The sequence below is a fragment of the Longimonas sp. genome (genome assembly GCF_046498435.1).
Taxonomy (GTDB): Bacteria; Bacteroidota; Rhodothermia; order Rhodothermales; family Salinibacteraceae; genus Longimonas.
In genome coordinates, this window is sequence record NZ_JAWOAR010000185.1 from 1 (window position 1) to 12829 (window position 12829).

Sequence of the window (12829 nt, forward strand, 5' to 3'; positions counted from 1 at the left end):
ATGCGTCGGGAGTGGAAGCGTCCCTGGTATAATTCAGATCGCTCATAACGTTCTTCAGCCTATCTGTGCGTGTTTTTGACAGCAACATCCTGATCTATTACCTCAACGGGATCTTTTCATCCATGGTACATGACAAAACTCACATGCTCCTTCACACACCCAGGTTTTTGTCATTCTGAGGAGCGCAGCGACGAAGAATCTCTTCGAATCCAGCGGAACCAAGGGCTGATCGCTGTTTTCCTCTGGTCTGACTCCGTCCATTCCGGAGAGATTCCTCGCATGCGCTCGGAATGGCGTGCTGGGGAACCGGGCGTGCCGATTCTGTGAAGGTTCGCTCAGGTTTTGTCGTGTACTGTGCTTTTCATCTTCTCGTCGAGAACAAATTGCTGATTGGATTCGACAGGGTGCTCTCATCTCGGTCATAAGTCGAATTGAAGTGTTGGGCTTTTCCCAGCCTCAGCGGGAGCACGCCCGTGCGCGCACATTTCTCACGCTGTTTCAGGAAATTGATTTGGAGGAGGATATCGTGGAGAAAACGATCTCAGTCCGTCGACGGCAGACGATAAAGGTACCGGACGCGATTATTACAGCAACAGCTCTCGATTTGGACCTCCCGCTACAGTACACGACAAAAGTCATACGACTCTTCATAGGGGCATGTCCCCCCAAAAGGGTGGGTTCAGATGAATGGTTTCCCCTCCATCCTACCCTTCCTCCCCGGGGAGGAAGGAACCAGCGGGCGCTTTCATGAAGTCCCCCTCGGAGGAGGGGGATTTAGGGGGAGGGATTTTGCGCTCAAACGGGAAACAATCAAGCGTGACAGTGCAGCAGTCCAGTTGAAACGGTTGTGATCGACGCCTCTGATCGAGGAAGGCGCTGATGCCCGGGACTAATATGAAGGCTCGCAATTTTTTTGTCATGTACCATGGTGTGAAGGAGCATGTGAGTTTTGTCATGTACCATGGTATGGAGTGATTAAGGGTGAGAAAAAACCAAAAATATTTTCAAAAAAATGGCTATTCAAGCAAGCAAAGCAGTTCCTAAATTGAGAGCCTGTCTTCTGGCTCTTGTTGTTGGTGCGATGGTTATCGTTGCCGGATGCTCCAGCGTCGTTGACGATGACGTGCGCGTGAGCACAAGGACCTATGCATACACAGCGTACGACTCCACCGGCGCGGCTGTCGTACAGGGAACGATGCGCGTCGATTTTCGCGAGGTTGAAGCAACCGAATGCGAACGCGACTGTAGCGCGTTTCGTCTCGCAGGGCGATGGAGCTTTGAGCAAACCCGTGACGCAGAGCAAATCGGAACGCAGGTTGGCGAGGGGCCATTGCGTGGCAGCGTTCAAGAAAATGGTGAGGCTTATATCAACCTGAATCCCGAGGTTGAAGATAACAACGTAACGCTGCGCGGCGAATTTGAGGATGGCCACCTTCGCTCGCTTCAGGGGGAATGGGCGTATCAGAGTTGGACGCTAATCAACAGCGGCCCCTTTGAGGCAGAGCGCGAATCGACACTTTGACTGTACCGCAGCCCGAAAAGCCGGGTGGAATAAGAGCCGGGTCGAATCGATCGGGGGATCCTTTGCATCAGGGGCATGACCTTCGGCCCCAGCCCAGCGGAGCCGCTCGTAGCGCCCCGACCGTAGGGAGAAAGTGCTCCTGGGGGCCCAAAAGTAAGAAATTAAAACAGGCTCTTACTCCTCAGCCACCTGGATCTCCACCCGTCGGTTCAGGCGGCGGCCTTCCGTCGTTTCGTTGGAGGCTACCGGATCCTGAGGGCCAAAGGCGCCAATCTGCAACGTGCGCGACCGTACGCCATGCTCGCTGTCCAGGTAGTGCGCCACTGCGGCCGCCCGCGTGGCCGAGAGGTACCAGTTGCTGGGGTAGGTGCCACGCAGCGACGGACCAATCGGCATGCTGTCGGTGAAGCCCTTGATGCGAAAGTCGCGGCTATCGTACTCGTCTTGCAGAATGGTGGCGAGGCTGTCGAGCGTGCGGCGGCCCTGGTCGGGAATCCAGGCGCTGCCCGAGGGAAAGCGAATCGGATCGCCCAGCTGCACCATATCGCCATCGTCCGTCTGCTGTTGGAGCGTAGTAACGGAGTCGCGTGCATCAGACAAATCGGACTGCAAGCGCTCGTTTTCGTATTCGAGGGTTTCAACCTGCTCGGTCAGTTCCGCCTCGTCATCGTCTGATCCACACCCGGCTATGAGCGGGGCCAGAACGAACAGAACGAGCGCCCCCACCAGCAGAGAACGACGCGGGCGTACGGCAGAATGCAGAACGGTCGAAGCGCGATGCGATGTATCCATAATTACAATAAAGATGTTCGATGAGAGAGGCGTAGCGGTTAAGTCGTATACAGGTGCGCAATCCAGGGGGCTACCGTGTGCATGTGGTGGCGTAGCGATTCGTATCCGATGTGCGCTTGCAATACCGGCCAGCGGGCCCACCTGACGCGGCGGATGCCCTCTTGGGCTTGCGGTACAAACGCGCAGGTGGTCGTGCGCATCGCGAACCAGTGAGTGGTTTTGACTACGTACTGATGGGCGGTTGCATAGCCATGGCTGGTAATGCCCAGCGGGGCGTGCAGTGTTATATCTTCAATACCAATTTCTTCGCGCACTTCGCGTTGGGCGCAGGCCGTAATCGTTTCGCCTGCATCCTGTTTACCCTTCGGGAGATCCCACACGCCGCGTCGGTAGATCGTGCAGACAACCGGTACCGAGCCGGTGGGATGCGCTGGGAGGACGTATCCCCCGGCGGCACGTATGCATTTCGGAGGGCGGTACGGGGTCACATTGCAGAGCGCTCTGGGTGGAATCGTTGGCGCTGCCCCCTGGGCCTGAGCTTGCGTGCTCAGCTGCCGGGTGTCTACCACAACCACGGGCGCGTTGGTAGCGGGCGGCTCAATGTGCCAACGGAGCACATCGCGCCCCGTGGGAGCCTGTAGCCCCTGTTGGGCCCAGGTGTCGGGGTCGTAAGGAGTGTAGTCAACAACGTGATAGGTAAGCATTGGCAGCGCGCACAGGCAGCAGGCTGGCAGGGTATTGGTTGGTGCATGCTGCACATACTTGCCAGTGGAATCGAAGTTGAGCGCGCTGCGTCTGAATCGAAACGCATGCCGCATGAAACGTACGACCCTACACAGGCACGATCATATAACAATCATTCTGGATGCGTCATTCCCTTTGATGGGGCAGGCTCATGGCGCATGGTTGTTGCTTATACGTGTAGCGTGTGATTGCCGCATCCCGTTGTTGCATCCAACGGCTGCCTGCTCTACGTTACGAAGTCTACGACTTGCGAAACCTACGGACCTCCTTCTCTTCACGCCGACCTCGGTGTTATGCGCGATACACTTTCTGCTGGACGCTGGATCACCCGCTATGGGTGGCAGGAGCTGCGCCGCGATGGTTCAGCCGGGCTGGCCATTGGGGCTATGCTCATTCCACAGGGCATGGCGTACGCAGTCATTGCCGGGGTGCCGCCCATTTACGGGCTGTACGCTGGCCTCATTCCGCTCTTGATGTACCCGTGGCTGGCCACCTCGCGCCACTTGGTTATTGGGCCCGTTGCTATCGACCTGCTTATCGTGTCGGCAGCGGTGGGTATGCTGGCCGAGGCGGGTACCGATCGGTACATTGCACTTGCCATAGCTATGGCGGCAATGGTCGGTATCACCCAGATTGCCATGGGCTTGGCCAAACTCGGATTTGTAGCCAACCTGCTATCGCGTCCAGTTATCGACGGGTTTACCTCGGCGGCCGCGATTATCATTGCGGCAAGTCAGCTGGAGCACCTGCTGGGCATCGATATGCCGCAGTCGCAGTACATACACGAGTTGCTTGCCTCGGCCTTTACGAAGGCGAGCGAGATTCACAGCCTCACGTTGGGCATTGGACTTGGGAGCATTGTGCTGTTATGGAGCTTGCGGCGCTTTGCCCCACGCATCCCCCAGGCCATTGTGCTGGTCGTAGTCGCCATTTTGGGCAGCTGGCTGTTCAATTGGGAGGCGCAGGGCGTGGCTGTGGTGGGCGACATTCCCAGTGGCCTGCCCGGCTTTGACCTGCCGGATGTGACGCTCGGCGACCTGCAGGACCTGCTGCCGGCGGCAGTGACGCTGGCTCTGGTACAGTTCATGAAAGACATCTCGCTATGCCGCCTTTTTGCAACCCGAAATAAGTACACCGTTGATGCCAACCGCGAACTCATGGCCGTGGGAGCGGCCAACCTGGCGGGCAGCTTCTTCCGCAGCATCCCGGTGTCGGGTAGCATCTCGCGGTCGGCACTGAATGACCGATTGGGCGCACAAACGCCGCTGCACAACCTGTTCGCGGCACTGGTCATTGCCCTCACGCTGCTTGTGCTTACAGGGCTCTTCTACTACTTGCCGATGCCCGCCCTGGCGGCTCTCGTTATGATGGCTGCGCTCTCGCTGGTGGATGGCCGTGAACTGAAAGCCCTCTTCGAGGCTCGCCGCCGCGACTTCTTCATTGCGCTTGTTACCGCAGCGGCTACGCTGTTCGTTGGAATTCAGGAAGGCATCGTGTTTGGTATTGGGGCTACGCTGCTGGCGGTCCTCTACCGCATCAGTCGGCCCAATGTCGCAGAACTGGGGCACGTGCCTGGCACACGCCTCTTTCGAGATATGGAGCGGTTCGAGCAGGCCGAGCGGCTCGACAATATTCTGGTTTTACGTGTCGATGCGGCATTCTCGTTCGCCAATGCGGAGTTCTTCAAGCAGTACATTCTGGATAAGAGCGAGCGCGAAGGGCGCGACGTTCGGGTTGTTATAATCGACGGCACCAGCATCAACGACCTGGATACGACCGCGATTGAGGCGCTGGGAACCGTCATCGAATCCCTCAAGGAATCGGGGATCGAGTTGCACTTTACAGGACTCATTGGACCGGTGCGCGAGGTGGTGCGCCGGTCGGGGCTGCATGCGCGCCTGGGAGAAGATCACTTCCATATGGATCCGCATGACGCAGTCGTTTCCATCATGGGCACCTGGGATGATGAGGATGAGGACAGCGATCGTCTGCAAGGGTACGAAGACAGCACCGAGCCAAAGTACAAAGACCCCACTCCCATGGCCTCATAGGATGCGCAGTCCGCAAGGTCCGCAAGGTTCGTAAGGGTAGTGCTGTGTCACAGGTCATTCTGTGGGTTAAACCAAGATGGATACGCGTGCTGTGCCGTCCCCAAAAGTTCCTGCTAAACACCAAGGAGATGGTTCGACTGCGCTCACCATGACAGGCTTCGTGGGAGGGTGATTACAGGCCAACCATCAAAATGAGGGTTGACCCAGCACTACGGCGACGCTGGAGAAGCTTTTGGGTTTGCGTGCTTGCACATTCAGACGTATCTTGCAATATCGACTTCGGTAGTGGCAGTGATCGAGGCCCGAGAAGGAGATACCCGTGGTGTTGGGATGACACTGCGGAGCGAAGACCTCATATATCTTGGGTTGTCCTGCGGTCCAGGCGCATCACGTATCATCCACCCAGTACCACTGACTCTTTCCTTACGCCCGTACCCGCTGCTATGCCTACCTCGTTCGCCACGACCCGAGCCCGCCTCGACATGAACTCCCGCCCTATGCAGCTCTGGCGCAAAGCCAAAGGACAGGGCACCTGGGATCCCGCTAAGATCGACTTCTCGGACGACATCGCTGACTGGGCCGCCTGCTCCGAGTCCGAACAAGACCTATTGCTCCGTCTGACCGCACAGTTTGAGGCGGGCGAGGAGTCCGTCACGCGCGACCTGCTGCCGCTGCTTCAGTACATGAGCCGCCACGGACGCATCGAAGACGAGATGTTCTTGACCGCCTACCTCTGGGAGGAAGCCAAACACGTCGAGGGCTTTCACCGCTTCCTGGATGAGGTTGTTGGGACGACTGCCGATCTGGACGCCTACCTCACCACGCCATATCGCACGCTCTTTGCCGAGCGCCTCCCTGCGGCCATGGATGGTCTCAGCGCCGACACACCGGCCGCGCTGGCCAAGGCCTGTGCCACGTATCAGCTTGTCGTGGAAGGCACACTTGCCGAAACCGGGTACGACGCCTATTACACCGTGTTGGCTGAGCACGACCGCTGCCCGGGACTCCGCACACTCGTTACGCAGATCCAGCGCGATGAGGCGCGCCACGTGGCCTATGGCATCCACCTGCTCACCGAACTGATCCAGGAGCACGATGCGGAAGTATGGCCGATTATCGAGAGCACGCTCAGCGACGGCCTCGCGCTGGTAATGGAGCACATCCACGAAACGTTGCAGCCGTATAGCGCACCGTACCCCTTTGGCGTCACGCCCGAGATGTTCGTCGAAATGGGCATGAAGCAGTTCGAGAAGCGCCTGGCTGTGTTGGAGCGTGCGCGTCCGTAGCCCGAATGGGCACAACGGGCAGATGGGTCTGTGGCATAGCACAATGTGCTTGCCCCTACCAACCGGTGCGTTGTGTGTCGTCTGATTCGTTGGCTGATTCGTTGCGCGATGCTTCGTCTGTGTTGAAGCGCATCAGGTCGATCGGAAGCAGGCGCTCTATGCGAGGCGCTGTTGCATCGTCGGTAGGACGCGCAGCGCCATCGTACGCATCTGGAAAGAAATGGTCGAATTCCGCAGCTCCACCCATATAGGCCGCTGTATGCTTCCACGCAACAGGCAGTGCCTCGCGCACCGGCTCATACAACGTCGAGGCCTCACGCGTGTCGGGCGTCGGCCACCCGGCCCGGGCCAGCAGCAGAAGCACACCGCTAACCACCAATAGCACCTTCGCCCCCGAAAGTACGCTACCCAGCACGTTGTCGAGCACCCCAAGCCGCAGTGCTTTAATGATCCGATCGGCCATGCGCGCCACAAACGATACGCCCACATATACCCCGAGAAAAAGCACAGTAAACGCTGCCAGTTCTGCAAACGTGGGCGACATGCCCCACGTCTCTATCTGCACGCCCATCGGGCGCATGTACTGCACGGCCACGACAAACGCAAGCACCATCCCGATGATGCTCGTAATCTGCCGAATTCCACCCACCATGTAGCCGCGCACCAGCGCCAGCGCCAGCACAACCAAAATGGCCAAGTCAAGAAGGGTCATAGTATCCACACACGATATGAGGACGACAGATTAGCCCATCAGCTTTTCCTGGACGATCTGCTGCACGCGTCCCCCGTCGACCTGACCCCGCAGGGTGCTCATCGCCGGACCCATCACGCGGCCCATGTCGGCCATGGAGGAGGCTCCGGTCTCTTCGATGATATCGTCGATAATAGCGTGCAGCTTCTCATCGGAGAGCGGATCCGGCAGGTACTCGTCGAGCACGGCCAGTTCCTCTTTCTCTTTCGCCACGAGATCGTCGCGTCCGCCCTCGGCAAACTGCTCGATGGATTCCTTGCGCTGCTTCGCTTCTTTGCGGATGACCGTGAGCACCTCCTGCTCCGAAAGCTCAGACTCGTCGCCCGAACCGTCGCGCTCGGCAATCTGCTTCTTTTGCAAGGCCGCCCGCAGCGACCGCAATGTGCGCAGACGCACCTTGTCTTTGGCCCGCATGGCGTCTTTGATGTCTTCGGTGAGTTGGTCAAGCATAAAGCAAACAGAAATTGGAATAACTGTACGAAGGGATACCCAGGCCACACATCCAACCCGAGCGCATCACCAGCACATGCTCAGCTATTTGGATGCATTAAGCGGTTCAATGTTCGAGCGAGACGGCAACAACCTGCTACAATCGGACGCAATTACGACGCCTGGTTGACTGATGGCTCGTCGGGGTCGTTTTCGCCAAAACCCCGCGCAAACAGATCAGCAAGCGCCGCCAGGGCTTCGTTTTCGTCGGGCCCATCGGCGCGAAGGACGAGCTCGGACCCTTGCTCGGCAGCCAGGGTCATCACACCAATCACGCTCTTCCCGTTGATCTCGTAGGCCCCGCGCTGGATGATGATCTCAGCCTCGAAGTTCGATGCCGTACGTACAATGATCGACGCCGGACGCGTGTGGATGCCAGCCTGGTTGGTGACGGTAACGGTTCGTTCGGTCATGGGATGCAGAGCGCGGTCGTGGTGGGCGTTGGTACAAGTGTATTTAGTGCTGTGTCAAGGATAATTTTTCGGGTTGTGTGATAGTATGGAATCCCTCCCCCTAAATCCCCCTCCTCTGAGGGAGACTTGGGAAGTGGCACCTCACAGTTCCTTCCTCCCCGGCTAGTCTATGCACACAACCTGGAATAGCTATGGGCGTCGAATATAGGTTGGTGTTCATTTTTGCCTTGATGCAAAAACGAACCAAAAAGATCAAGGCGGGAAGAACTGGGCCTGACTGCGCCCTCCGGTCCGCTAAAATTGATCAAACTCACTCGCAGGCTCGCTCAAACAGGATCAATTTTCGGGCGCGTCCCTCCAGGCTTCGTCCGGGCGGCCCACTTCTTCGAGGCCGAAAGGGCTTCATACAAGGGCTTCATACAAGGGCTTCATACCGCCGAGAGGCGTGAATCCTATAAACTAAAGCCCTCAAACCGATGATCTAAATGCAGACTCAATGGGCACAGGCCATCCCGTCGGCATAGCAAAGGGAGACATGGTTGATCAAGTGGTAAAGCAAACAAAGCTCTGGCTAACAAAATATCAGAGAGAAAGTTATGTGCAAGGACTAGCCTCCCCGGGGAGGAAGGGTAGGATGGAGGGGAAAATACGCATCTGAACCCAACCTTTCGAACCCAACCTTTCAGGGTTGACAGAGCATTAATACGAGCGGCGTTGCAGTTGGTTGAGCAGATCCACGAGCGCCGTGCGGGCTGTGCCCTCGGGCAGCACATCGAGGTGGGCATGCGCAGTTTCGGTGTGCTGAGCGACGGCGTCGCGGGCTGCGTCGAACACGCCCAGGTCGCGCATGGCAACTTGCACCGCCTCAATCTCGTCGGGCGGGCAGCCGCCATTCTCGAAGAGGGTGCGGCGGAGCCAGCGCTCGGTGTCGCTCGTCGCCTGTTCAAGGGCTGTTAGCGTCACGAATGTCTTCTTTCCCACCTGCAGATCGCCGCCGATGGCTTTGCCCCAATCGTCGTGGTCGGCAATGACGTCGAGCAGGTCGTCCTGAATCTGGAAGGCACGCCCTACGGCCTTCCCGGCCTCATGGAGCTGCGCCTGTTCGTTGGCCGGAGCGCCGCCCACAACGCCTCCCCACGCCATACACGCGGCCAGGAGTGCCCCCGTCTTGCCGTCGATCATGCGCATGTAATCATCCACCGATACGGCATCGCGCGTCTCAAAGTCCGTGTCGAGGGCCTGCCCCTCGCAGAGCGCATCCATGGTGGGGTGATACACGTCGAGCAGCGCCTCGGTGGGCGCGTCGGACTGGCGGAGGAGCCGCGTCGTGCAGCCCATGAGCCAGTCGCCCACCAGGATCGCCGTAGATTCATCCCACTTTACGTGCACGGTGGGGCGCCCCCGCCGCGCATCCGCCTGGTCCATGATGTCGTCGTGCACCAGCGTGAAGTTGTGGAAGACCTCGGCTGCCAGCGCCACCGGCTGCGACGTTTCAGGCGGCGTGCCGTAGGCCTGCGCCACGAGCTGCACGAGCACCGGACGCACGCGCTTGCCGCCGCCCTGTAGCACGTAGCGGATAGGCGCGTAGAGCACCTTGGGGGTACGGTTAACGGCGACCAGCGTAGCCAGGGCGTCGTTGCACTGTGTGCGCAGCGTCTCTACGGATGCAAAGTCGGCCATACGGAGCAGGGCTTACGCCAGCGTGGTGAGCGTATCGGCGATGCGCTCGTGCACTTCGTCGGGCGTGCCGGTGCCGTCAACGGGGACGAGCAGGTCGCGCTCTTTGTAGTACGACTTCAGCGGCTCGGTCTGATCGCGGTAGACGCTCAGGCGGTTGCGCACCGTCTCGGGCTTGTCATCGGGACGCTGCACGATCAGCTCCTCATCGACATCGGCGGGCGGCGGGTTCACGTCGAGGTGATAGTTTTCGCCGGTTTCCGCATGCACACGGCGCTTCGAGAGGCGATCCACAATCTCCTCATCGTCGACCTCCAGGCTGAGCACGGCCTGCAGCGACGCGTCATGCTCGCTCAGGAACGTGGTGAGCCACGTCGCCTGCTGCAAGGTGCGCGGGTAACCGTCAAGAATGAAATCGTCGTAGCCTTCGTCGGCAATGGCCCCTTCGGCCAGCTTGCGGACTACGTCGTCGGGGACGAGCTCGCCCTGTTCGACGTACGATTTGGCTTCGCGCCCTACCGGGGTGTCGTTCTTCATGGCAGCGCGAATGATGTTGCCCGTCGCGATCTGCGTGAGGGTGTAGCGATCAACGAGCTTGCGGGCTTGGGTGCCTTTGCCCGCACCGGGCGGGCCAAACAGGAGTAAACGCATGGGGCGAAGCAGCAGGGTAAGTTTGTATACGAGGGATGCGAAACGAAACCGCCCGGACACGCGGTCGCGGGCAAGCGTTCAGCAACAGACTATCGGGCGCTATCTATTCGTCGGAGGCGCCAGGGTGGTTCGATTCAAAGGCACGATCGGCCAGGCGACGCGAAAGCTCGATAAGCACCACCTGAATCACGATCTGCAGCGCACTGCCTACGGCGCGGCTCAAGAGGCTGGGTGCCTCGGGCTGCGGGGCCGCCTCAATGAGCACCGGCACGCGGTCGCGCAGCACATCGTCGACGATGGTGTCGGCGTCGGCGCCCGACTCGATGGCAGCGCGCAGGTCGTCTTCAACGGCGGTGGCGTAGCGCGTGGCCCACTGGCTGCGGGTGCGCGGACGGCTTAGCAGCCGCCCCACGACCCACCCGACGGCCAGCGCACCTACGCCGCTTACCAGCGGATACGCACGCAGCGTCTGCCGTACCGAGGCTTTGATGTCGTCAGCCTCGCCGCGTAGCGCGTCGATCCGCTCCATGAGCGAGTCTTGCGCTGCGTCGAGCTGCGAGGAAATATCTTCGCGCGAGGGGGAGGAAGAAGTTGGCATGGGAGCGGAAAACGGGACAAAGGGATGCTAAAACGCTTACGAGGCGGCTTTTGACGACGCCGTATCGGTTCCGGTTGCGCCATTGGACATAGGCTCCGAAGGCGACGCGCCCTCGGGGTCTGCGCCAGATGGTGCGCTGGATGCCTGCGCCTCGGCTTCCGCCCGTGCCTTTTTCCACTGACGGTACAGCCCCGTGCGCACGAGGGTGGGCTGCGTGCTACGTACGATAGCGGCCGTGGCGCCGAGTCCAGCAGTAACGATGAGGAAGCCCCAAAACGGGTGCCCCAGGAGCCAGCCCAGCCCCAGTGCGATGGTAACCAGCGTAAAGAACGCCGCGAGTCCGCCAAATACGGCGATGATGATGCCGACGGCAACGGCGTTGAGACGCTCGTCGAGCTTGTCTTCCAGATCGATGACCGCCAGGTCGATGCGCAGGTCCACCCACTTCCGCAAGTCAGCCACCACGCCCTGAGCGTGAGTAGCGATCCGCTTCATGCGGGGACCGGATTCGGCAGCCGGGGTGTCGGGGGAAGAAGGTGGTCGCTCCATAGGAAACGGCGTGTTGCAAGTTTGCAGGCAGTGGTAATATAGCGGTTTCTGGGCGCATCGCAAATGAATACCCGGTTCACTCTCCCAGCAGACCCAGCGCCGGGCGGGCACTTTCTGCAGCACTGCCAATAGTACCCCACGCCCCGCCGTAGTTGTTCGGTGGGATTCGTTTGCTTTGTGGATTGTTCAGCGTTGCATTTGCCCATGACCATTGACACGGCCCCCACGCCCAACCCCAACAGCGTAAAACTGACGCCGAGCGCGGGTTCGCTTCTTAGCGATCACCCAATGCTCGCCATCAAAGCGCCTGCAGATGCACGGGGTCATGCCCTGGGCGAGGCCCTGATCGGGCTCGACGGCGTGATCGACGTGTTTATGACGCCGGGATTCGTCACCCTCACCAAGTCCGACGATGCGTCGTGGGACGGCGTGCTCGACACCGCGCGGTCGCTTATCCGCGAGCATGTGGAGGATGCGTAGGACGTTGGTGTAGGGAAACACCTCTGTTTCGCCATCAATAGAGCCTGGGTCCGGTGGTGTAGAAGTGTGCAGGATAGATTCCGGATCAAGTCCGGAATGACAGGGTGTGGGGTTTGGTGCCTACCCCGCCGCTTCGTCATCCTGGACGGAGTGAGCCTGCGAACGGAGATCCAGGATCCAGAACAGAGGCGAGCCCGGCGGTGCAGGCATCAGTTTGCAGGGTGAATTACTGGCGTGAACTCGCGCTGCTCGTTTCCGGATCAAGTCCGGAATGACAGGGTGTGGGTTGGATGCTTAACTCACAGTTCCGTGTACAGATCGCGCCACGTTGGATTCTCTGTCTCAATCAGATCGATCTTCCACGCCCGACGCCAGCCTTTGAGCTGCTTCTCACGCTCGATCGCCGTTTGGATGTCATCATACACCTCGTAGTAGACGAGCCGCGTCACGCCGTAGCGCGTGGTGAACGCACTCCCCATCCCCTGCCGATGCCGCCACACGCGCTGCTCCAGCGCACTGGTGACACCAATGTACAGCGTACCGTTGCGACGGCTGGCTAAGATGTACACATATCCCGGACGTGACATGGCTGGGTGGAGTGTGGGAACGCGGTGCTGGAATAGCTGGGCTGAGATGAGCAGAAACACTTCGGTATTGTCATCCTGAACGCAGTGATTCCGACGGCAGTCGGGGAAACGAGGATCCAGGACAGGGCCTCGATGATGCGGCCATCAATGCGGAGGGATAGATTCCGGATCAAGTCCGGAATGACAGGGTGTGGGGTGTGGTGCCTGGCCCGCCACTTCGTCATCCTGGACGGAGTGAG

Annotated in this window: 15 protein-coding genes; 5 read left to right on the forward strand and 10 right to left on the reverse strand. The window is 59.4% G+C overall.

The features are described from left to right. The first annotated feature begins 295 nt into the window (after positions 1-295). Together R6U20_RS06895 and R6U20_RS06900 are read left to right on the forward strand one after the other, a co-directional pair. On the forward strand, positions 296-751 hold the full coding sequence (locus R6U20_RS06895; protein ID WP_410337123.1) for a PIN domain-containing protein: 456 nt from the start codon (positions 296-298) through the stop codon (positions 749-751). Positions 752-1045: 294 nt separating this feature from the next. Then, positions 1046-1522, forward strand: coding sequence for a hypothetical protein (locus tag R6U20_RS06900; protein ID WP_410337124.1), 477 nt, complete (start codon positions 1046-1048; stop codon positions 1520-1522). 174 nt (positions 1523-1696) lie between these two features. On the opposite strand, the gene R6U20_RS06905 is transcribed toward R6U20_RS06900, so the two are convergent. Then, positions 1697-2314, reverse strand: coding sequence for a flagellar motor protein MotB (locus R6U20_RS06905; RefSeq protein ID WP_410337125.1), 618 nt, complete (start codon positions 2312-2314; stop codon positions 1697-1699). Positions 2315-2352: 38 nt separating this feature from the next. Further along, positions 2353-3018 (reverse strand): NUDIX hydrolase, encoded by a 666-nt coding sequence (locus tag R6U20_RS06910; protein WP_410337126.1) that lies wholly within the window; start codon positions 3016-3018, stop codon positions 2353-2355. Between the two features lie 333 nt (positions 3019-3351). Between R6U20_RS06910 and R6U20_RS06915 the strand changes: the two genes are divergently transcribed. Both R6U20_RS06915 and R6U20_RS06920 read left to right on the forward strand, forming a co-directional pair. Beyond that, the gene (locus R6U20_RS06915; RefSeq protein ID WP_410337127.1) at positions 3352-5109 is read left to right on the forward strand and encodes a SulP family inorganic anion transporter; all 1758 of its coding nucleotides are present in this window, start codon (positions 3352-3354) and stop codon (positions 5107-5109) included. Between the two features lie 443 nt (positions 5110-5552). After that, positions 5553-6395, forward strand: a complete 843-nt coding sequence (locus R6U20_RS06920; RefSeq protein ID WP_410337128.1) for a R2-like ligand-binding oxidase — start codon at positions 5553-5555, stop codon at positions 6393-6395. 55 nt (positions 6396-6450) lie between these two features. Here the strand turns inward: R6U20_RS06920 and R6U20_RS06925 are convergent, their stop codons facing one another. The 7 genes from R6U20_RS06925 to R6U20_RS06955 all read right to left on the reverse strand — a co-directional run bounded on the left by R6U20_RS06925 (position 6451) and on the right by R6U20_RS06955 (position 11523). Then, complete coding sequence (locus tag R6U20_RS06925) at positions 6451-7107, reverse strand: CvpA family protein (RefSeq protein ID WP_410337129.1); 657 nt, start codon at positions 7105-7107, stop codon at positions 6451-6453. A gap of 30 nt (positions 7108-7137) precedes the next feature. Then, positions 7138-7596, reverse strand: a complete 459-nt coding sequence (locus R6U20_RS06930; RefSeq protein ID WP_410337130.1) for a GatB/YqeY domain-containing protein — start codon at positions 7594-7596, stop codon at positions 7138-7140. Positions 7597-7748: 152 nt separating this feature from the next. Further along, on the reverse strand, positions 7749-8048 hold the full coding sequence (locus R6U20_RS06935; protein WP_410337131.1) for an HPr family phosphocarrier protein: 300 nt from the start codon (positions 8046-8048) through the stop codon (positions 7749-7751). 699 nt (positions 8049-8747) lie between these two features. Then, on the reverse strand, positions 8748-9728 hold the full coding sequence (locus R6U20_RS06940) for a polyprenyl synthetase family protein (protein ID WP_410337132.1): 981 nt from the start codon (positions 9726-9728) through the stop codon (positions 8748-8750). 12 nt (positions 9729-9740) lie between these two features. Further along, positions 9741-10376 carry an adenylate kinase gene (locus R6U20_RS06945; RefSeq protein WP_410337133.1) on the reverse strand — a complete coding sequence of 212 codons (636 nt, stop codon included), beginning with the start codon at positions 10374-10376 and terminating at the stop codon, positions 9741-9743. A 103-nt stretch (positions 10377-10479) separates the two neighbouring features. After that, a complete protein-coding gene (locus R6U20_RS06950) occupies positions 10480-10974 on the reverse strand; it encodes a hypothetical protein (RefSeq protein WP_410337134.1) in 495 nt (164 codons plus the stop codon). Between the two features lie 36 nt (positions 10975-11010). Next, positions 11011-11523 (reverse strand): phage holin family protein, encoded by a 513-nt coding sequence (locus R6U20_RS06955; RefSeq protein WP_410337135.1) that lies wholly within the window; start codon positions 11521-11523, stop codon positions 11011-11013. Between the two features lie 204 nt (positions 11524-11727). Between R6U20_RS06955 and R6U20_RS06960 the strand changes: the two genes are divergently transcribed. Then, positions 11728-12003, forward strand: coding sequence for a NifU N-terminal domain-containing protein (locus tag R6U20_RS06960; RefSeq protein ID WP_410337136.1), 276 nt, complete (start codon positions 11728-11730; stop codon positions 12001-12003). 299 nt (positions 12004-12302) lie between these two features. Here R6U20_RS06960 and R6U20_RS06965 read toward each other — a convergent pair whose 3' ends face one another. Beyond that, positions 12303-12590, reverse strand: coding sequence for a GIY-YIG nuclease family protein (locus R6U20_RS06965; protein ID WP_410337137.1), 288 nt, complete (start codon positions 12588-12590; stop codon positions 12303-12305). Positions 12591-12829 lie beyond the last annotated feature (239 nt).